General features: G+C 41.7%; 24 protein-coding genes and 2 pseudogenes. All 26 read right to left on the reverse strand.

What is annotated here, in order from left to right:
- Positions 1–15: 15 nt before the first annotated feature.
- The 26 genes and pseudogenes from LU279_RS13550 to rplD all read right to left on the reverse strand — a co-directional run bounded on the left by LU279_RS13550 (position 16) and on the right by rplD (position 17,344).
- A pseudogene (locus LU279_RS13550) lies at positions 16–1,061 on the reverse strand (NAD(P)H-dependent glycerol-3-phosphate dehydrogenase).
- 443 nt (positions 1,062–1,504) lie between these two features.
- A pseudogene (locus tag LU279_RS09910) lies at positions 1,505–1,807 on the reverse strand (UDP-glucose 6-dehydrogenase); the annotation flags it as partial.
- A gap of 383 nt (positions 1,808–2,190) precedes the next feature.
- Entirely contained in the window at positions 2,191–5,244 is a 3,054-nt protein-coding gene (locus LU279_RS09915) for a fucose pyrophosphorylase domain-containing protein (protein ID WP_274422369.1), read from the reverse strand.
- 474 nt (positions 5,245–5,718) lie between these two features.
- Complete coding sequence (gene infA, locus LU279_RS09920) at positions 5,719–5,937, reverse strand: translation initiation factor IF-1 (RefSeq protein WP_005428560.1); 219 nt, start codon at positions 5,935–5,937, stop codon at positions 5,719–5,721.
- A 22-nt stretch (positions 5,938–5,959) separates the two neighbouring features.
- Positions 5,960–6,715, reverse strand: a complete 756-nt coding sequence (map, locus tag LU279_RS09925; protein WP_274422370.1) for a type I methionyl aminopeptidase — start codon at positions 6,713–6,715, stop codon at positions 5,960–5,962.
- A 3-nt stretch (positions 6,716–6,718) separates the two neighbouring features.
- A complete protein-coding gene (locus LU279_RS09930) occupies positions 6,719–7,363 on the reverse strand; it encodes an adenylate kinase (protein WP_022067316.1) in 645 nt (214 codons plus the stop codon).
- A gap of 154 nt (positions 7,364–7,517) precedes the next feature.
- Positions 7,518–8,834 carry a preprotein translocase subunit SecY gene (gene secY / locus LU279_RS09935; RefSeq protein WP_274422371.1) on the reverse strand — a complete coding sequence of 439 codons (1,317 nt, stop codon included), beginning with the start codon at positions 8,832–8,834 and terminating at the stop codon, positions 7,518–7,520.
- Positions 8,834–9,274, reverse strand: coding sequence for a 50S ribosomal protein L15 (gene rplO / locus LU279_RS09940; RefSeq protein ID WP_274422372.1), 441 nt, complete (start codon positions 9,272–9,274; stop codon positions 8,834–8,836). Before rplO ends, secY begins: the two co-directional genes overlap by 1 nt.
- Before the next feature lie 37 nt (positions 9,275–9,311).
- Positions 9,312–9,491 (reverse strand): 50S ribosomal protein L30, encoded by a 180-nt coding sequence (rpmD, locus tag LU279_RS09945; RefSeq protein ID WP_022067319.1) that lies wholly within the window; start codon positions 9,489–9,491, stop codon positions 9,312–9,314.
- A 14-nt stretch (positions 9,492–9,505) separates the two neighbouring features.
- On the reverse strand, positions 9,506–10,015 hold the full coding sequence (gene rpsE / locus LU279_RS09950) for a 30S ribosomal protein S5 (protein WP_022067320.1): 510 nt from the start codon (positions 10,013–10,015) through the stop codon (positions 9,506–9,508).
- Between the two features lie 18 nt (positions 10,016–10,033).
- Positions 10,034–10,402, reverse strand: a complete 369-nt coding sequence (gene rplR / locus LU279_RS09955; RefSeq protein ID WP_022067321.1) for a 50S ribosomal protein L18 — start codon at positions 10,400–10,402, stop codon at positions 10,034–10,036.
- 17 nt (positions 10,403–10,419) lie between these two features.
- Positions 10,420–10,959 carry a 50S ribosomal protein L6 gene (gene rplF / locus LU279_RS09960; RefSeq protein ID WP_022067322.1) on the reverse strand — a complete coding sequence of 180 codons (540 nt, stop codon included), beginning with the start codon at positions 10,957–10,959 and terminating at the stop codon, positions 10,420–10,422.
- Positions 10,960–11,176: 217 nt separating this feature from the next.
- Positions 11,177–11,578, reverse strand: a complete 402-nt coding sequence (gene rpsH, locus LU279_RS09965) for a 30S ribosomal protein S8 (RefSeq protein ID WP_274422373.1) — start codon at positions 11,576–11,578, stop codon at positions 11,177–11,179.
- A 72-nt stretch (positions 11,579–11,650) separates the two neighbouring features.
- Positions 11,651–11,836, reverse strand: a complete 186-nt coding sequence (locus tag LU279_RS09970; protein WP_005424988.1) for a type Z 30S ribosomal protein S14 — start codon at positions 11,834–11,836, stop codon at positions 11,651–11,653.
- 14 nt (positions 11,837–11,850) lie between these two features.
- A complete protein-coding gene (gene rplE / locus LU279_RS09975; protein ID WP_022067324.1) occupies positions 11,851–12,390 on the reverse strand; it encodes a 50S ribosomal protein L5 in 540 nt (179 codons plus the stop codon).
- Positions 12,391–12,407: 17 nt separating this feature from the next.
- Positions 12,408–12,722, reverse strand: coding sequence for a 50S ribosomal protein L24 (gene rplX / locus LU279_RS09980; RefSeq protein WP_022067325.1), 315 nt, complete (start codon positions 12,720–12,722; stop codon positions 12,408–12,410).
- Between the two features lie 11 nt (positions 12,723–12,733).
- Complete coding sequence (gene rplN, locus LU279_RS09985; protein ID WP_022067326.1) at positions 12,734–13,102, reverse strand: 50S ribosomal protein L14; 369 nt, start codon at positions 13,100–13,102, stop codon at positions 12,734–12,736.
- A 13-nt stretch (positions 13,103–13,115) separates the two neighbouring features.
- Positions 13,116–13,370 carry a 30S ribosomal protein S17 gene (rpsQ, locus tag LU279_RS09990; protein WP_022067327.1) on the reverse strand — a complete coding sequence of 85 codons (255 nt, stop codon included), beginning with the start codon at positions 13,368–13,370 and terminating at the stop codon, positions 13,116–13,118.
- A gap of 21 nt (positions 13,371–13,391) precedes the next feature.
- On the reverse strand, positions 13,392–13,601 hold the full coding sequence (gene rpmC / locus LU279_RS09995; protein WP_022067328.1) for a 50S ribosomal protein L29: 210 nt from the start codon (positions 13,599–13,601) through the stop codon (positions 13,392–13,394).
- On the reverse strand, positions 13,591–14,028 hold the full coding sequence (gene rplP, locus LU279_RS10000) for a 50S ribosomal protein L16 (protein ID WP_022067329.1): 438 nt from the start codon (positions 14,026–14,028) through the stop codon (positions 13,591–13,593). Before rplP ends, rpmC begins: the two co-directional genes overlap by 11 nt.
- Complete coding sequence (gene rpsC / locus LU279_RS10005; RefSeq protein ID WP_022067330.1) at positions 14,028–14,684, reverse strand: 30S ribosomal protein S3; 657 nt, start codon at positions 14,682–14,684, stop codon at positions 14,028–14,030. The genes rplP and rpsC overlap by 1 nt, the downstream gene beginning before the upstream one ends.
- Before the next feature lie 11 nt (positions 14,685–14,695).
- On the reverse strand, positions 14,696–15,085 hold the full coding sequence (gene rplV, locus LU279_RS10010; RefSeq protein ID WP_274422374.1) for a 50S ribosomal protein L22: 390 nt from the start codon (positions 15,083–15,085) through the stop codon (positions 14,696–14,698).
- Between the two features lie 125 nt (positions 15,086–15,210).
- Complete coding sequence (rpsS, locus tag LU279_RS10015) at positions 15,211–15,492, reverse strand: 30S ribosomal protein S19 (protein ID WP_022067332.1); 282 nt, start codon at positions 15,490–15,492, stop codon at positions 15,211–15,213.
- A 15-nt stretch (positions 15,493–15,507) separates the two neighbouring features.
- Positions 15,508–16,353, reverse strand: a complete 846-nt coding sequence (rplB, locus tag LU279_RS10020; protein WP_022067333.1) for a 50S ribosomal protein L2 — start codon at positions 16,351–16,353, stop codon at positions 15,508–15,510.
- 71 nt (positions 16,354–16,424) lie between these two features.
- Positions 16,425–16,724: a 50S ribosomal protein L23 gene (gene rplW / locus LU279_RS10025; RefSeq protein WP_022067334.1), complete on the reverse strand. Its 300-nt coding sequence runs from the start codon at positions 16,722–16,724 to the stop codon at positions 16,425–16,427.
- Positions 16,724–17,344 carry a 50S ribosomal protein L4 gene (gene rplD / locus LU279_RS10030; protein ID WP_022067335.1) on the reverse strand — a complete coding sequence of 207 codons (621 nt, stop codon included), beginning with the start codon at positions 17,342–17,344 and terminating at the stop codon, positions 16,724–16,726. The genes rplW and rplD overlap by 1 nt, the downstream gene beginning before the upstream one ends.
- Positions 17,345–17,365: the final 21 nt, after the last annotated feature.

Raw genomic sequence — 17,365 nt, forward strand, 5'->3', positions numbered from 1 at the left:
ACTCCTTCTATTTTTTTAAATTGTACTTTCAAAATTAATATCTAAAATCGATTTTGACAATTCGCTCTTTTTGTCTCTATTCATAAGCTGCGCCACTGTTTCTTTTGGATCTGTCCCTTCATTGACAACAGCATTTACAGCAGTCATTATTGGCATATCTATGTCGTAGCGTTGCATCAGCTGCATAACTGCTGGAAGGGCATTAATGCCTTCAACAACCATTCCAACCTGTTTAACCGCTTCTGTCGGTACATATCCATTTCCAATCAACTGCCCAGCTCTATTATTTCTACTGTGTTCACTGGTTGCAGTAACAATCAAATCTCCTATGCCTGCAAGACCATTAAAGGTTTGCTCCATGCATCCCATAGCAACGCCTAATCGGGATATTTCTGCCATGCCTCTCGTAATGAGTGCCGCTTTAGCGTTATCGCCATAACCCAAGCCCTTTGAAATGCCAGCCGCTAATGCGATGATATTTTTCAATGCACCGCACAACTCAACACCTCGCACATCCACATTGGTATAAACACGCATACATGTGTTCATAAAAACATCCTGTACTTTTCCGCAACTTCAAGGTCTGTACAAGCCGATACAATTGTAGTTGGCATATCATTAACAACTTCTTCTGCATGTGTAGGTCCTGACAAAGCAACAATTTTCAGATTTTCATGTAGCCCGTCTTTCTGCATTTCATCTCGAATTACTTCTGACATTGTGTAAAGAGTGTCAGGCTCAATTCCCTTTGCCACATCTACAATAATTTGACTATCTAGGATATATTGGCGTGCTTTCTCTGCAGTGCTACGAACAAATACAGAAGGGACAGCAAACAAAATAATTTCCTTTTGGTCACACACTTCTTCTATTGATTTAGTGAAAATTATAGAATCCGGGATAATCATATCCGGCAGGTTTGGATGACACCTTGTTACGGACAAATCATCTATTTCCTTTCCTATTGCCGACCACACAGTAACATCATGCCCGCTGTTTGAAAGCATTCTGGCTAATGCCATTCCCCAGGTGCCAGCACCTAATACTCCGATTGAACTCATTCACAATGCCTTTCTTTTAAAAATAAAATTTATTTAAATCGCTATACAGCGCAATGGATTTCTCTAACTAAACCTCATTGGATAGACCCATGTACATTTCTCTTTTTTATTCTCGACAATAAAGCGATTTGGATACAGACCACAGCAAAATACCTCCACCACTTCTCTGTATCCATCTACCGCAAAGCCCTTGATTTCACTACATTTTCAGCCATAACTACCTTTATCACTCTCTGCACCCCTCTATCCAAAATGCAGAAAATCACCTTTTTCCCCCCACGTCTGACTTCCTCATTTCGTGTAAAAATAGGTGCGAATCAATACTCACCCACTGCATTTCGTGTTAAAATGATGTTATCACTACGAAGTACCTGTCTATCCAAAACGCTGATTTTGGGTAGTTTTTCATGGGTGTGGACATGATTTTTCCTGTCATTTTACGCCACTAATTTTGCAGGGTAGACATTATCATATAGAGCCTTGGATTCACGCAGAAACTCCGGGCTAAAGATAATATTTTTGCTGTTAAACTTTTCTCTTACACTTGTCGTGTATCCCACAGGAATCATGGACTTGATAACCATAATGGCATTCGGGTTATATTTCATGACCAGCTTAATCACAGCTTCAACAGCAGATGTATCAAAGTGCTGTGTGTGGCTGTCGTAGTTGGTAGGAGCTGCTATTACAACAAAATCCGAATCCGAATATGCAGCCTTTGCATCCAAGGTTGCAGTCAAATCCAGCTACAGCAATTTTGTATTTCTTCATACTATTTCTCCTTTAATCCTCGTTACCCCAATTTTCTAAATAATAATTTTTCTTTACATTCTCATCTCTTAAGGCATGGATACACTTATTTAATTTTCTCCTACATGTGTTTATCATACTGACAAATTGACTGGTAATCAATAAAGGGGTTATAACAATCAAATATTTTTCTTTGCTGTCAGTACTTCAGTTATCATAATACCACAAATTTATTTTACTTCCACCAAGCTTCTATTTAATATACTCAGAATATTTCTTCGGCAATCAAAGTACTCATTATCCATTCCAATCCCACTTAAACAGCTATCGTTCTTTAATAAATTAAAGTTACTGTTCTATTTGACATTTAGCAGGCTTCTCACCACAAAAATTCACTTTCCCACACATCTACACCGGAATCCTGGAACACATTTCTCAGTCTTCCTTTTAAATGTTCTTTGGTAACACCCTTTTTCAGAATTACTTGCAGAAATCCGCCGCCACCAGCTCCTGAAATAAATTTTCCATCAATAAGGTCTTCACAGGATTCAAAAATCTGATCAATACATGTATTAGTGGATTCTGCATCCAGTTTTTTTGATATCTCCCAATGCCGATTTAACAACTTTGCGAATTCATCAATCTGTCCCTGCTCCAACTCATATCGCATCAATACCGCCAGATGTTTCATTTCTTCCAATGCCTCAATAGATTCCAGACGTCCGCCAATATATCCACCAACTACATATCTCAGAAGATTTCTGGCAAGGCGTCTCTGTCCGGTATAAATTAAGGCAAATCTTTCCTGAAGCTCTGCTTTTGTTTCCTCATCCAGTTCTATATGTTCTACTTTGATTTCCTGTTTCATCCCCGGCTTTGTTGTAATATATTTGATACCAGGAGTCAGTCCACCTACCTGATCCTGCCATCCGCCTCCTGTACTCATAATCTGTTCCAAGTTTAATACACGCTGGTATAAAACATTGTCGGGCCAGTCTTCTCCCAAAAATTCTCCAATAGCTTTAACAGCAGCTCCTGCAAGAATACTACTTGTTCCCAATCCGGAACCTTTGGGTACATTACAAACCCGAGTAGAAATATAAATTCCTCCTCCCAGACGTTTCAAGATATCCTGAAGATTTGCAGTTCCATGCTGTGGGATAATTCCACAGGCGATTAAAGCTGCCTTGTGCAATGCAAAGGAATCATAGGGATTATTGCAATCCTGTATTTCTTCTGCGGATATGGCAGTCCCATAAGCCTGAAAATCAAGGCTTGCAAACTCAACCTGAAGTTTCTCCAGTTTACGTACCTCTACCTCAATCTGCCGTTCTCCTTTCAGAAGAATTGCAGCATTTAATACAACGCCTCCTTTTTCATTACAATATGGTGGAGTATCTGTCCATCCGCCGCCCCAGTTTACGCGAACCGGAAGGGTTACTCTTACTTTGTCTCTCTGAATATGATATGCGTCTCCCTCATTGCAGTTATCTTCCAGACATACAGCTTTCTGTATTGCATCAAAGCACATTTTTTCAACTTTATCGTATGCAATTTCATGGAATACTGCTGACTGATACTTCATAGAACGCGAAACAGCATACAGAACACGGATTTTTTCAGAAAATGTCATATGCTCAACTTTTTCCATCAAAATGTCAAATTGCCGTTCATTCAATTCTGATTCGCCAAAAATTTTTAGTGCAGGAATATAATACTCTCCTGCAAACAGACGTTTCAAGAACTTTTCCACCATAATCTGATTCTGAAGCTCTGTACTCCACTCAATAAACCGGGTAGTATCTCCCAACATAAAGGATTCCTGGAGACTGTACCGTCTTTGATTCTTCCAATTTAAAATTTCCTCTTCTGTTGCTGTTCCATCCATAATGTGCAATAAAACCATAGATGCCTTTTGTGCATCTCTTTTTTTCAATGCAGAAGGATATATCTTTGCCGTCCACAAAGTGTGCTCTTCATTGTTCCATATATCCTGTACACCTACTTTAGCATTTTCCAGAAGCTGTCTCATTGTTCCGTTTAAGAACGTTCCATTTTCTTCCAGTGTCTTTTTGGGATTATCATATACTCCATAAATACGTAATACATATTCATTATTTTCTCTCAAACGAACTGAATGAAAAACTGAATTTTCAGGTACCTCTATATCCTCCAGTGTTACCATGCTAACAACGGCTCCTTTATGAACAACCGTACCTCCTGTCAGCATACTACTTTCTATATAACAATCCTCTTCTACCTTTACTGAATCACCAATAAACGAATTATGAACGGCTCCTGAGCATTCTTCTCTGTTGACAGACACCAATGGCTTCCAATCTAGAAATTCATAATCACTGATTTCTTTCGTAAGCAGGGATAATAATTCTCCTGTTGTTCCGAAGTGAATAAATTCTGCCGGAGAAAGACAGATTAGTTTCATGGGAAATTCGTGAAGCGCCTCCCAGATCTTTGTCCTGCATTCTTTTAATTCGTCACAAAATTCTCCCTCCGGCTGTTCCAGATAAAACTGTTCCAGTGTAGATTCTTTTGCTAACGGATAAAGAAAATCTCCGTAAAAGCTAATTCTCGATCTTTCATTTACAAACTGTGAATATCTGTCCTCCTGTATTTCTCCATTCTCGGCAATCAGCGAAAACAACGCTTCCAGCATTTCTGCGCTACATAATACTGCGCCAGTGTCCAGATCCACATTGCCCTGGTTATTTACTGCTCCCATATTCTGCAGCGTTTCCACAGTTTGTTTATGCAAAAATTTCTGAACATGATCTGTACCATCATTTAAAAATACTCCGTGATCTTTTCCAATCTCTACCGGGGACTTCATAGAAATCGCAGCCGCTCCGCTGAATTGTGCATCAATCTGCAAAGGATTAAACAACAGCAGTACGTCTCCTGACAACACTAACATACCTTCTTTAAATCTGGAAGGAACACCTGCCATTCCTATCAAAAATTCGTCGAATAAAGTCGAAGAACGTCCGTCTGGAAGCACACGGGGAACAGGAGAAAATAATTTTCCATATACTGAATATTGTGGCACTCTTTTACTGTCCCCTCCTGAATGAATCACCAGAATTCGCTTACCTTGGAAATTTCCAAAAAATCCCTCCTGCTCGGAAAGTACACGAAGTACCTGTAAAGTTGCTCCTCCTGAACCAATTCTCTTCCCCTCTGGATCTGGAATTACCAGAAACTTTGTGTTTTTAGGTAAAACTCCGAGTTCCTGTCTATATTTGATCTGGCACTTAAAAGCCTCTGCCTGAGCCTCATTAGAAGCCGTCAAAACTATATAATCCCACTGGGTATAACTATTTTTTCGAACACTTCTCATATAATCTTCCCATGCATCTAAATAACTCTGACGCAAAAAAAGATTTTTCAGCCTTCTATATTTTTGTATGTTTTTCATATTCTTCCCCTTCCATCACATATAATCTTCATATATCTGATCATAAATATTCTGACAGTAATTGTCTATAAAAATAAAATTAATTCTTTTTACGGCAAAAAGACAGGAACACTCTTCTATCCCTATCCTGAATTACCTTTTTTATAGCCTGTAATATATAGTAATATTTATATTTTAGCACAGCACATTTTGTATGTAAAGTCATAAAAACGACTAATTTCATCTAAATATACGCAAAATATCTTACATTTCACATCAAAGCATTTTCAAATTGAGTTTGCAATAAATTATAATTCTTCTTACTACCAGCTGATAAAAATTATAATTCTTCTTCCTGATAACTGATAAAAAGCAAAAAGCTCCCCCTGTCAGATATGTATAAAATATACATACCCACAGGGGGAGTTTTATAGAGTCCGTCTGTCCTTATCTGTCAGCCGTCACCAAAAAGTCTCGCCTGATAGCAAGAAATTTTTATTTATCTCTCCAGATAATTCTGCCCTTGGACAGATCATACGGAGAAAGCTCGATTGTTACTTTATCTCCCGGAAGGATACGGATAAAATTCATACGAAGCTTACCGCTGATATGAGCGAGAACCACATGTTTGTTCTCCAGCTCTACCTTAAACATTGCGTTTGGCAGCTTCTCCAGTACAGTTCCTTCTACTTCAATCACATCTGCTTTTGACATCCTTAACCTCCTGTGTCATCTGTCATTTTGTAAGAGTCAGAATTTCCGGTTCGCCGTCTGTGATCAGAACGGTGTTTTCATAATGAGCGGAAAGAGATCCGTCCATTGTGACAACTGTCCAGTCATCGTCCTCCCAGGCCACGTCTGCGCGGCCAATATTGATCATCGGTTCAATTGCCAGAGTCATGCCCGGCATCAGCTTAATTCCGCGGCGCTTCTGGGGGAAATTCGGTATCTGGGGATCCTCATGAAGATGAGTTCCGATTCCATGTCCAACCAGATCGCGCACAATACCATAGTTGTATTTTGCAGCGTAAGCTCCTATTGCTTTGGAAATATCGTTCAGGTGATTTCCTGCCTTTGCAAATTTGATTCCCTCAAAAAAGCTCTGTTTTGTCACTTCCATAAGCTGGCGGGCTTCCGGAGAAACATCTCCTACTGCATAGGTACGGGCCGCATCTGAATGATACCCCTGATAAATCAGTCCCGCATCGATCTTTACAAGATCTCCATCCTGAATGATTTTCTTTTTGGACGGGATTCCATGCACAACTTCATCATTGATGCTGATGCAAAAAGATCCCGGAAATCCGTTATAATTCAGAAAGTTTGGAGTACAGCCCAGAGAGCGGATCATTTCCTCTCCGATACGGTCCAGTTCCTTGGTACTGATTCCCGGTCTGATATGAGCAGCCAGTTCATTGTGGACCTTTTCCAGCAAATGACCTGCATGTCTCATAAGTTCTATTTCATGTTCTGACTTAATTGAAACTGACATTTTTTATTCTCCTAAAACTCCCACGATTTCCTGGAATACTTCATCCAGAGAACGTGTTCCGTCTACTGTTTTTAATACACCCTGCTCTGTATAGTAGTCAATCAGCGGCTGTGTCTGCTCATGGTAAACATTCAGACGTTTCTGAACAGTTTCCGGCTGGTCGTCATCACGAAGAACCAGTTTCTCTCCGCAGGTATCGCATACGCCTTCTGTCTTCGGTGCAGCGTATACCAGATGATAAGTAGCTCCGCATTTCAGGCACGCACGTCTTCCGCCCATACGGTTTACAATGTTTTCATCCGGAACATCCACGTCAATGGCAAAGTCAATTTTGCTTCCCAGCTTCTCAAGAGCCTCTGTCAGACACTCTGCCTGAGGAATGGTTCTCGGAAAGCCGTCAAGTACATAGCCGTTCTTTGCATCATCCTGCTGAATTCTGTCTACTACGAGATCACAGGTCAGTTCATCAGGTACAAGAAGCCCCTGATCCATATAGGTTTTTGCTTTTTTACCAAGTTCTGTGCCGTTTTTAATGTTTGCACGGAAAATATCGCCTGTGGAAATATGGGGAATTCCATATTTTTCAGCAATCTTTTTTGCCTGAGTTCCTTTTCCGGCACCCGGCGCACCCAGCATAATAATCCTCATAATCATACCCTCCTTATATTCCGGAACAAAACAGTCTGTATCCATACATACTCCTGATTTATTCCTGATAACTTAAAATGGCTGCAGCATGCAGAAGCACACCGCAACCTTCATTTCCTGTGCACAACTTCATTGATGCCAATAAATTTGCGCACTAGTTAGCCAGAAAGCCTTTATAGTTGCGGACAAGCAACTGAGATTCAATCTGTTTCACAGTTTCAAGGACAACACCTACAACAATGATAAGTGAGGTTCCTCCAAAGGAAACCTGAGCCTTAAAGATACCGTTAAAGAAGAACGGAATAACTGCCACGATGATCAGGCCAACTGCGCCTATAAATATAATGTATTTCAGGAGTTTCTCCAGATAATCGGATGTTGGTTTACCCGGACGGATGCCCGGAATAAAGCCACCCTGCTTCTTGATATTATCTGCAACTTCCAGTGGATTAAAGGTAATGGAAGTATAGAAATATGCAAAGAATACGCAGAGAACGATGTAAAGAACCAGACCCCAGCTGTATTTCAGCTGAGCCGGATCACACCAGTTACTGGAAGACAGCCCCTTCAGGATTTCACTTCCGATTCCTGTACCATTTGCTTTTCCTGCAAACTGAGCGATCAGTCCCGGAAAAGACATAATGGAAGAAGCAAAAATGATCGGGATAACTCCGGCAGTGTTTACTTTCAGCGGAATGCTGTTTGTCTGTCCGCCTATCAGTTTACGTCCAGCCATTTTCTTGGAATACTGCACCGGAATTCTTCTTTCAGCTCCATTGAGAATAAGAACAAATACCACTACTACAAGAATGACTGCAAAGATGATCACGCCAGCAAGCATTCCTTTGGCAATCGTTTTGCCCTTAATGAAATTCTCATACAGAGTTACCATATCACTTGGAATCCTGGATATAATATTTACTGCAAGTACAATAGAAATACCATTTCCGATTCCCTTTTCCGTGATACGCTCACCAATCCACATCAGCATTGCAGATCCAGCTGTCAGAGATACTACTACAACAATTCCCTTAAGAATGTTCATATCCTGAACAATGTTTCCTCTTGCAAAGCCGATTGTCATTGCAATGGATTCAAACAGAGCAAGACCGACTGTTACATAACGGGTAATTGCTGTCAGCTTCTTTCTTCCCTCTTCTCCGTCTTTGTGCATATCTTCCAAAGCCGGAATAGCGATCGTAAGAAGCTGAATGATAATGGATGATGTAATATATGGTGTAATGTTCAGAGCAAATATTGACATACTCTCAAAGGAGCCACCGGTGAACGCATCAAAAAAGTTGAATGCGTCCCCGGTGTTGCTCTGAAACCACTGTCTGAATACGTCGCTGTCCACACCCGGAACAGGAAGCTGAGATCCGATTCGGATGACAAAGATCATTCCGATCACATAAAACAGCTTACGACGCATCTCTTTTACTCTAAAGAGACTTTTGAGAGTTTCAAACATTAAATCACCTCTACTGTACCACCAGCAGCTTCAATTTTAGCTTTTGCGGTCTCGCTGACAGCGTTCACTTTTACAGTAAGTTTCTTAGTCAGCTCACCGTTTCCAAGAATCTTTACACCGTCGCCGATTTTGGAAATTGCGCGGCTTTCCAGCAGACTCTCAGCTGTAACCTCTGCTCCGTCCTCAAAACGATTCAGAACGTCAACATTGATTGCAATGATCTCTTTGGAGTTTCTGTTTTTGAAGCCTCTCTTCGGAAGACGTCTGTATAAAGGCATCTGTCCACCTTCAAATCCCGGTTTCTTGTGTCCGGAACGTGCTAACTGTCCTTTATGTCCTTTTCCGGCTGTCTTTCCGTTTCCGGAACCATGTCCACGGCCTCTTCTGAAGTTATCACTGTGCTTGGAACCTTCTGCAGGTCTCAGGTTTGATAAATCCATGTTTGGCACCTCCTTTTATAATCTATACTGTGTAGAATTACTCTTCAACTTTTACCAGATGCTGAACCTGTTTGATCATTCCTCTTGTTGCAGCATTATCCGGCATTTCAACTGTTTTATGCATTTTTGTAAGTCCCATAGCAACTACAGTCTTTTTGTGTTTCGGAACTGCACCGATCGGAGACTTTACTAATGTAACCTTAATTGTATCTGCCATTTTTCGTTTCCTCCTTATGCCAGAATCTCATCTACAGATTTTCCGCGAAGTTTAGCAACTTCTTCCGGAGTCTTCAGCTGGCTAAGACCTTCGATAGTAGCCAGGACAACATTCTGTTTATTTCTGGAGCCCATACATTTTGTACGGATGTTCTTGATACCTGCAAGCTCGATTACGGCACGTGCCGGACCTCCGGCGATTACACCAGTACCTTCCGGAGCACGTTTCAGAAGCATCTCAGCGCTTCCGAATTTGCCTACGAAGTCGTGTGTGATAGAACCGTTCTCATCTCTTGCTACTGTTACCAGTTTTTTCATAGCATCTTCTTTTCCTTTGCGGATCGCTTCCGGAATTTCAGCTGCCTTTCCTAAACCTGCACCAACATGTCCGTTGCCGTCACCTACAACAACCAAAGCTGTGAAACGGAAGTTACGGCCACCTTTAACAACCTTGGTAACACGTTTGATTGACACTACTTTATCTTCTAATTCTAACTGACTAGCATCAATAAGATTATGTTTCATGTGTCTTTTTCCTCCCTTTTAGAATTTCAGTCCAGCTTCTCTTGCTGCGTCTGCTAATGCTTTAATTTTTCCGTGGTAAATGTAGCCTCCTCTGTCGAAAACTACGCTCTCGATACCTGCTTCAACTGCTTTCTTACCGATTACAGTTCCAAGATATGCTGCTGCTTTTACATCATCTGTATGCTCAAGCTCTGCTTTTACATCTTTCTGAAGAGTAGAAGCTGATACTAAAGTTTTTCCCACGCTGTCATCAATAATCTGTGCATAGATATGCTTGTTGGAACGGAATACTGCCAGTCTTGGAGTAGTTGCTGTTCCATTAAGATGATGACGGAGTCTTCTATGTTTCTTTTCACGAATTTCCGCTCTGGATGCTTTCTTAATCATGTTCTCACTCTCCTTATTTATTTCTTACCGGTCTTACCGACTTTACGTCTGATCACTTCATCAGCATATTTGATTCCCTTGCCCTTATATGGCTCCGGTCTTCTCTTATCTCTGATCTCTGCTGCAAACTGACCAACTTTTTCTTTGCTGATACCGGAAACAATGATTTTGTTTCCATCAACTTTGGACTCGATTCCTTCAGGATCTTCCATCTCTACCGGGTGAGAATATCCAAGAGAAAGCACAAGCTTTTTGCCCTGCTTCTGAGCTCTATAACCTACACCGTTTACTTCAAGCTCTTTTGTGTAACCTTCGTTTACACCTGTTACCATGTTCTGGATAAGGCTTCTTGTTAAACCGTGTAAAGCTTTCATTTTTTTCAGATCGTTTGGTCTTGTAACAACTACATGACCATCTTCTACTTTGATTTCCATTTCTGTAGGAAGCGCTCTTTCAAGTGTTCCTTTTGGCCCTTTAACGGTCACTACATTGCCTGCTGCAACATTTACTTCAACGCCTGCAGGGATAGCTACCGGAAGTCTGCCGATACGTGACATAATATTGTCCTCCTTACTTAGATTGTCGGAGAGGAGATATACTCCTCTCTGTTTTCAGTGTTTATATCTTTATTTTCATTTTAAGATATCACAATTTTACACGCATCCCTCAACTAAACTCGCCTGCACTGCAGTTGGGCTCGTTAAGGTTCGGGATGGACCTCGCACTAAATTCATGCTGCGCCTGACGGCTTGCATTCATTAAGTTGCTTTCGGCCTACCATACGAATGCAAGAACTTCTCCGCCGACATGAAGCTTACGAGCCTCTTTGTCAGTGATAACGCCCTTGTTTGTGGAAATGATTGCGATTCCAAGTCCGCCAAGTACTCTCGGCAGCTCATCCTTGCCTGCGTATACACGAAGACCCGGTTTGGAAATTCTCTTCAGACCTGTGATGATCTTTTCGTTTTTAGTCTCACCGTATTTCAGTGTGATGTGAAGTGTTTTGATAACACCGTCTTCTACTAAATCATACTTTGCAATATATCCCTCGTCAAGAAGAATATTTGCGATAGCAATTTTCATTTTGGATGCCGGAACATCTACTGTGTCATGTTTTGCAGTGTTAGCGTTACGGATTCTTGTAAGCATATCTGCAATCGGATCGCTCATTGTCATGTTAGTTTCCTCCTCTAATTTTCTTTTCAGACTTTACATGATTGGTTATTATTTATATAAAAATGTTTTTGATTACCAGGATGCTTTCTTTACGCCCGGGATCTGACCTTTGTAAGCCAGTTCACGGAAGCAGATACGGCAGATGCCGTATTTTCTTAAGTAAGCATGCGGACGACCGCAAATTCTGCAGCGGCTGTATTCTCTTGTGGAGAATTTCTGTTTGCGCTGCTGTTTGATTTTCATTGCTGTTTTAGCCATTTAAATTCTCCTCCTTATTTAGCAAAAGGCATGTTGAACTGTGTCAGGAGCTCGCGAGCTTCTTCATCAGTCTTCGCTGTTGTAACGAAGATGATATCCATACCTCTTACCTTGTCTACTTTATCGTACTCAACTTCAGGGAAGATCAGCTGCTCTTTGATACCAAGAGCGTAGTTTCCTCTGCCGTCAAATGCGTTCGGGTTTACACCACGGAAGTCACGTACACGAGGAAGTGCAAGGTTGATCAGACGATCAGCGAACTCATACATCTTCTCGCCTCTTAATGTTACTTTACAACCGATTGGCATACCCTCTCTGATTTTGAAGTTAGCCACAGATTTTTTAGCCTTTGTTGCAACAGCTTTCTGACCTGTGATAAGCTCCATATCTGCGATAGCAGCGTCGAGAAGTTTAGCGTTCTCCTTAGCTTCACCAACACCCATGTTGATAACGATCTTTTCGAGCTTCGGCACTTCCATAACATTTTTGTATCCGAATTTTTTGGTCATGTTGTCCATGATCTCATTTTTGTAAAGTTCTTTTAATCTACTCACCTGTCATGCCTCCTCTCTTATTTATCGATAACCTCGCCTGTTGCTTTTGCAACACGGACTTTTTTGTCTCCGTCCATCTTGAATCCGACTCTGGTTGCTTTTCCGTCTACTACCAGCATCACGTTAGATACATGAAGAGCGGCTTCTTTTTTTGTGATTCCGCCTGCCTGGTTTGCTGCAGATGGTTTGCTGTGCTTAGTAACCATGTTGACGTTTTCAACGATCACGGTGTTGTCTTTTACGTTAACGGCAAGGACTTTGCCCTCTTTGCCTTTATCTTTTCCAGCGATTACTTTAACAGTGTCGCCTTTTTTAATCTTCATAGCTGACATTAGGCACCCTCCTATAATACTTCCGGAGCTAAGGAAACGATCTTCATGAATTTTTTCTCACGAAGCTCTCTGGCAACTGGTCCAAAGATACGTGTTCCTCTCGGAGTTAAATCGTCTTTAATGATTACGGCTGCATTTTCATCGAAACGGATGTAGGATCCGTCTTTACGACGAGCGCCTTTTTTGGAACGAACAACAACAGCTTTTACTACGTCACCTTTTTTAACAACGCCGCCTGGTGTTGCATCTTTAACAGTAGCAACGATAGTATCGCCGATATTTGCATATCTTCTTGTAGAGCCACCCATAACACGAATACAAAGGATTTCTTTTGCACCAGTGTTATCGGCAACTTTTAATCTAGTTTCCTGCTGAATCATACTGGTTTCCTCCTTATTTAGCTTTCTCTACGATCTCAACCAGTCTCCATCTTTTGTCCTTGGACAGCGGTCTGGTTTCCATAACTTTTACGGTATCACCGATATTGCACTCATTCTGTTCGTCATGAGCTTTTAATTTATATGTTCTCTTCACGATTTTTTTGTAAAGAGGATGTTTTACATGGTCTTCAATTGCAACTACGATGGTCTTGTCCATCTTATTGCTGACAACCTTACCCACACGGGTTTTTCTCAGATTTCTTTCCACGATTCTGTCCTCCTATATTCACTATTTAGCAGCGTTAGCCTGCTCAGTGATTACTGTCTGGATTCTGGCAATATTCTTACGAACCTCTTTGATCCGGCTTGTATTGTCTAATTGATTAGTTGCATTCTGAAATCTCAGGTTAAAAAGTTCTTTCTTAGCAGCTACTAATTCTTCGTTTAATTCTGCAGCTGATTTTGCTTTTAAATCTTCTACGAATTTATTAATTTTCACTGTTATCACCGCCTTCTAAGTCTGCACGAGAAACGATTTTACATTTACATGGTAACTTGTGCATTGCAAGACGTAATGCTTCACGGGCAACCTCTTCGGATACGCCTGCAATCTCAAACATTACACGTCCTGGCTTAACAACTGCTACCCAGTACTCCAGGGAACCTTTACCGGAACCCATACGTGTTTCTGCTGGTTTCGCTGTTACTGGTTTATCTGGGAAAATCTTAATCCAAACCTGTCCACCACGTTTGATATAACGTGTCATGGCAATACGGGCTGCCTCGATCTGGTTAGATCTGATCCAGCACGGTTCGGTAGCAACAAGACCGAATTCACCATAATTGATTTTGTTACCTCTAAGGGCTTTACCTCTCATGGAGCCACGGAATTGTTTACGACGTTTTACTCTTTTTGGCATTAACATTATTTATCGCTCCCTTCCTTAGTTCCTTTTGTGGGAAGTACTTCACCATTGTAGACCCAAGCTTTTACGCCAACTTTGCCGTAAGTTGTGTCTGCCTCTGCGAAGCCGTAGTCGATGTCAGCACGAAGTGTCTGAAGCGGAATAGTTCCTTCGCTGTAGAACTCTGTACGAGCCATATCAGCACCGCCAAGACGTCCGGATACAGATGTTTTGATACCTTTTGCTCCGGCTTTCATTGTTCTCTGCATTGTAGATTTCATTGCGCGACGGAAAGAAATACGGTTCTCAAGCTGAAGTGCAATGTTCTCTGCAACAAGCTGTGCATCTCTGTCCGGTCTCTTAACTTCTTTGATATCAACGATCAGTTTTTTATCTGTATATTTCTGAAGTTCAGCTTTTACTTTTTCGATCTCAGATCCGCCTTTACCGATTACGATACCCGGTTTAGCAGTGTAGATGATGATCTTAACTCTGTCAGATGCTCTTTCGATCTCAATCTTGGAAACACCTGCGCTGTACAGTTTTTTCTTCAAAAATGTTCTGATATTGTAGTCTTCAACCAGATAATCTGCGAAGTCAGCTTCTGCATACCATCTGGAATCCCAATCCTTAATAACACCGACTCTAAGGCCATGTGGATTAACTTTCTGTCCCATGCTTTTCCTCCTTATCTTTCATCCAGCACGATGGTGATATGGCTTGTTCTCTTCTCGATTCTGTAAGCTCTACCCTGTGCTCTTGGCTGAATCCGCTTCATTGTAGGTCCTTTGTTTGCATAGCACTCTGCAATGTAGAGGTTTTCTGCGCTCATACCGTTGTTGTTCTCAGCGTTTGCGATTGCTGACTCAAGCAGCTTTTTGAGAACGCTGGAAGCATATCTCGGGTTGTATGTGAGGATACCAAGTGCTGCCTGCACATCTTTGCCACGGATTGCATCTAATACATAGCATGCTTTCTGAACAGAAACTCTTGCATAAGATAATTTTGCAGACGGTCTTGTCTCTTTATTATTCTCATTTCTGGCTCTCTTAATCTGGCTTCTATGTCCCTTTGCCATTTTAAAGTGCCTCCTTTCTTGTAATCAATCATCTATAGGAATCACCGTGGCCACCCTTCACTGATGTCCGGTGACCAGGCGAATTTTCTTATTTTATCTGCGAACTGCTGTTACAGGTTCACAAATTATCTGACACCGGATTTCTTTTCGTCTTTTCCGTGTCCTCTGTAAGTTCTTGTTGCGACGAACTCACCGAGTTTGTGTCCTACCATATCCTCTGTAACGTATACCGGAACATGCTTTCTTCCGTCATGGACAGCGATTGTATGTCCTACGAAGGAAGGGAAGATGGTGGAACGACGTGACCATGTTTTGATCACGGATTTATCGTTTGCAGCATTCATAGCGTCAACCTTTTTCAGCAGGCTTGCATCTGCGAAAGGTCCTTTTTTCAATGAACGAGACATTCTGTACCCTCCTTATTATTTCGCTAAAGCTTTTCCATCGCGTCTTCTTACGATGAGCTTGTTGGACTGTTTGTTTTTCTTTCTTGTCTTCAGACCAAGAGCAGGTTTGCCCCATGGTGTACACGGACCCGGACGGCCGATACCGGTCTTTCCTTCACCACCACCATGCGGATGGTCATTCGGGTTCATTACAGAACCACGAACTGTAGGTCTGATTCCCATGTGACGTTTACGTCCAGCTTTACCGATGTTTACAAGGTTGTGGTCACCGTTTCCAACTTCACCGATTGTTGCGCGGCATACAAGCGGAACCATTCTCATTTCACCTGACGGTAATCTTAATGTTGCATATTTGCCTTCTTTAGCCATTAACTGAGCGCCATTTCCAGCAGAACGAACCATCTGTCCGCCTTTTCCTGGATGAAGCTCAATGTTGTGGATCATAGTACCAACCGGGATAAGTTCCAGTGGCAGGCAGTTACCAACGCGGATTTCTGCCTCCGGTCCGTTCATGACTTTCTGTCCAACCTTAAGCCCTTCCGGAGCAAGGATGTAAGCTTTCTCGCCGTCTGCGTAGCAGATCAGAGCGATGTTTGCTGTTCTGTTCGGATCGTACTCGATTGTTTTAACTGTTGCCGGGATACCATCTTTTCTTCTCTTGAAGTCGATGATTCTGTATTTTCTTCTGCTTCCGCCTCCGCGGTGTCTTACAGTGATCTTGCCCTGGTTGTTACGTCCGGCATTTTTCTTTAAAGACACTACTAAGGATTTCTCTGGGGTGCTTGTTGTGATCTCAGAGAAGTCAGAACCAGTCATATGTCTTCTTGACGGTGTATATGGGTTATAGGTCTTAATTCCCATGGTGTTTCTCCTTTCGAATATTAATTATCATGCTTTCCAGCATATATTCGCAATCGCTATGCGGTTTCTAATCAAAGTCCCTCGAAGATTTCGATATCTTTGCTTTCCTCTGTAAGAGCTACGATTGCTTTTTTGGTTTTAGCTGTTTTTCCAACAACCATACCACGGCGTTTCTTTTTACCATCGTTGTTCATGGTGTTTACGCTCTTAACTTTTGTTCCTTCAAACATCTTCTCAACAGCTTCTTTGATCTGAGCTTTGTTTGCTTCCGGATGTACGAGGAATGTATATTTTTTCTCACCCATGATGTTCATGGATTTCTCTGTAATCACAGGTTTCAGGATTACGTCATAATATTTGATATCTGCCATTATGCGTACACCTCCTCAATGGATGCTACTGCATCTTTTGTAACCACTACAGTATTGTGTTTCATAACATCATATACGTTCATAGTGTTTACTGTTGCAGTCTGTACATCAGCGATGTTTCTTGCGGAAAGTACTACGTTCTTATCATCAGAAGCTGTGATAACCAGAGCTTTCTCTGCTTTCAGGTTTGTAAGCACTCTCTGCATTTCTTTTGTCTTAACCTCAGCAAGTGCAAGGCTGTCAACAACTACCAGTTTATTGTCCTGAACTTTAGAAGTCAGAGCGGATTTCAGAGCTGCTCTTCTTTCTTTTTTGTTCATTTTTACTTCATAGTCTCTCGGAACCGGAGCGAATACAACACCGCCGCCAGTCCACTGTGGTGCGCGGATGGAACCCTGTCTTGCATGACCTGTTCCTTTCTGTCTCCACGGTTTTCTTCCGCCGCCGCTTACTTCAGAACGAGTTTTTGCTTTCTGAGTACCCTGGCGTTTATTTGCAAGCTGACGAACAACAGCAAGGTGAACCAGATGCTCGTTGATCTCTACACCGAACACTGCATCGTTCAGCTCCATTGTTCCAACTTCATTGCCTTCCATATTATAAACAGTTACGTTTGCCATTCTGATGCTCCTCCTTTCTCA

It is taken from the genome of Blautia sp. XA-2221 (assembly GCF_028767025.1).
Taxonomy (GTDB): domain Bacteria; phylum Bacillota; class Clostridia; order Lachnospirales; family Lachnospiraceae; genus Blautia_A.

Bases quoted from the DNA above. Each gene is read 5' to 3' on its own strand.
- LU279_RS09915 (WP_274422369.1), bottom strand. From the start codon at position 5,244: ATGAAAAACATACAAAAATATAGAAGGCTGAAAAATCTTTTTTTGCGT.
- infA (WP_005428560.1), bottom strand. From the start codon at position 5,937: ATGTCAAAAGCAGATGTGATTGAAGTAGAAGGAACTGTACTGGAGAAG.
- map (WP_274422370.1), bottom strand. From the start codon at position 6,715: ATGTCAGTTTCAATTAAGTCAGAACATGAAATAGAACTTATGAGACAT.
- LU279_RS09930 (WP_022067316.1), bottom strand. From the start codon at position 7,363: ATGAGGATTATTATGCTGGGTGCGCCGGGTGCCGGAAAAGGAACTCAG.
- secY (WP_274422371.1), bottom strand. From the start codon at position 8,834: ATGTTTGAAACTCTCAAAAGTCTCTTTAGAGTAAAAGAGATGCGTCGT.
- rplO (WP_274422372.1), bottom strand. From the start codon at position 9,274: ATGGATTTATCAAACCTGAGACCTGCAGAAGGTTCCAAGCACAGTGAT.
- rpmD (WP_022067319.1), bottom strand. From the start codon at position 9,491: ATGGCAGATACAATTAAGGTTACATTAGTAAAGTCTCCGATCGGTGCA.
- rpsE (WP_022067320.1), bottom strand. From the start codon at position 10,015: ATGAAACATAATCTTATTGATGCTAGTCAGTTAGAATTAGAAGATAAA.
- rplR (WP_022067321.1), bottom strand. From the start codon at position 10,402: ATGATTAAGAAAGCATCCAGAGCGGAAATTCGTGAAAAGAAACATAGA.
- rplF (WP_022067322.1), bottom strand. From the start codon at position 10,959: ATGTCACGTATCGGCAGACTTCCGGTAGCTATCCCTGCAGGCGTTGAA.
- rpsH (WP_274422373.1), bottom strand. From the start codon at position 11,578: ATGACAATGAGCGATCCGATTGCAGATATGCTTACAAGAATCCGTAAC.
- LU279_RS09970 (WP_005424988.1), bottom strand. From the start codon at position 11,836: ATGGCTAAAACAGCAATGAAAATCAAACAGCAGCGCAAACAGAAATTC.
- rplX (WP_022067325.1), bottom strand. From the start codon at position 12,722: ATGTCAGCTATGAAGATTAAAAAAGGCGACACTGTTAAAGTAATCGCT.
- rplN (WP_022067326.1), bottom strand. From the start codon at position 13,102: ATGATTCAGCAGGAAACTAGATTAAAAGTTGCCGATAACACTGGTGCA.
- rplP (WP_022067329.1), bottom strand. From the start codon at position 14,028: ATGTTAATGCCAAAAAGAGTAAAACGTCGTAAACAATTCCGTGGCTCC.
- rpsC (WP_022067330.1), bottom strand. From the start codon at position 14,684: ATGGGACAGAAAGTTAATCCACATGGCCTTAGAGTCGGTGTTATTAAG.
- rplV (WP_274422374.1), bottom strand. From the start codon at position 15,085: ATGGCAAAGGGACATAGAAGCCAGATTAAGAGAGCCAGAAATGAGAAT.
- rpsS (WP_022067332.1), bottom strand. From the start codon at position 15,492: ATGTCTCGTTCATTGAAAAAAGGACCTTTCGCAGATGCAAGCCTGCTG.
- rplB (WP_022067333.1), bottom strand. From the start codon at position 16,353: ATGGGAATTAAGACCTATAACCCATATACACCGTCAAGAAGACATATG.
- rplW (WP_022067334.1), bottom strand. From the start codon at position 16,724: ATGGCAGATATCAAATATTATGACGTAATCCTGAAACCTGTGATTACA.
- rplD (WP_022067335.1), bottom strand. From the start codon at position 17,344: ATGGCAAACGTAACTGTTTATAATATGGAAGGCAATGAAGTTGGAACA.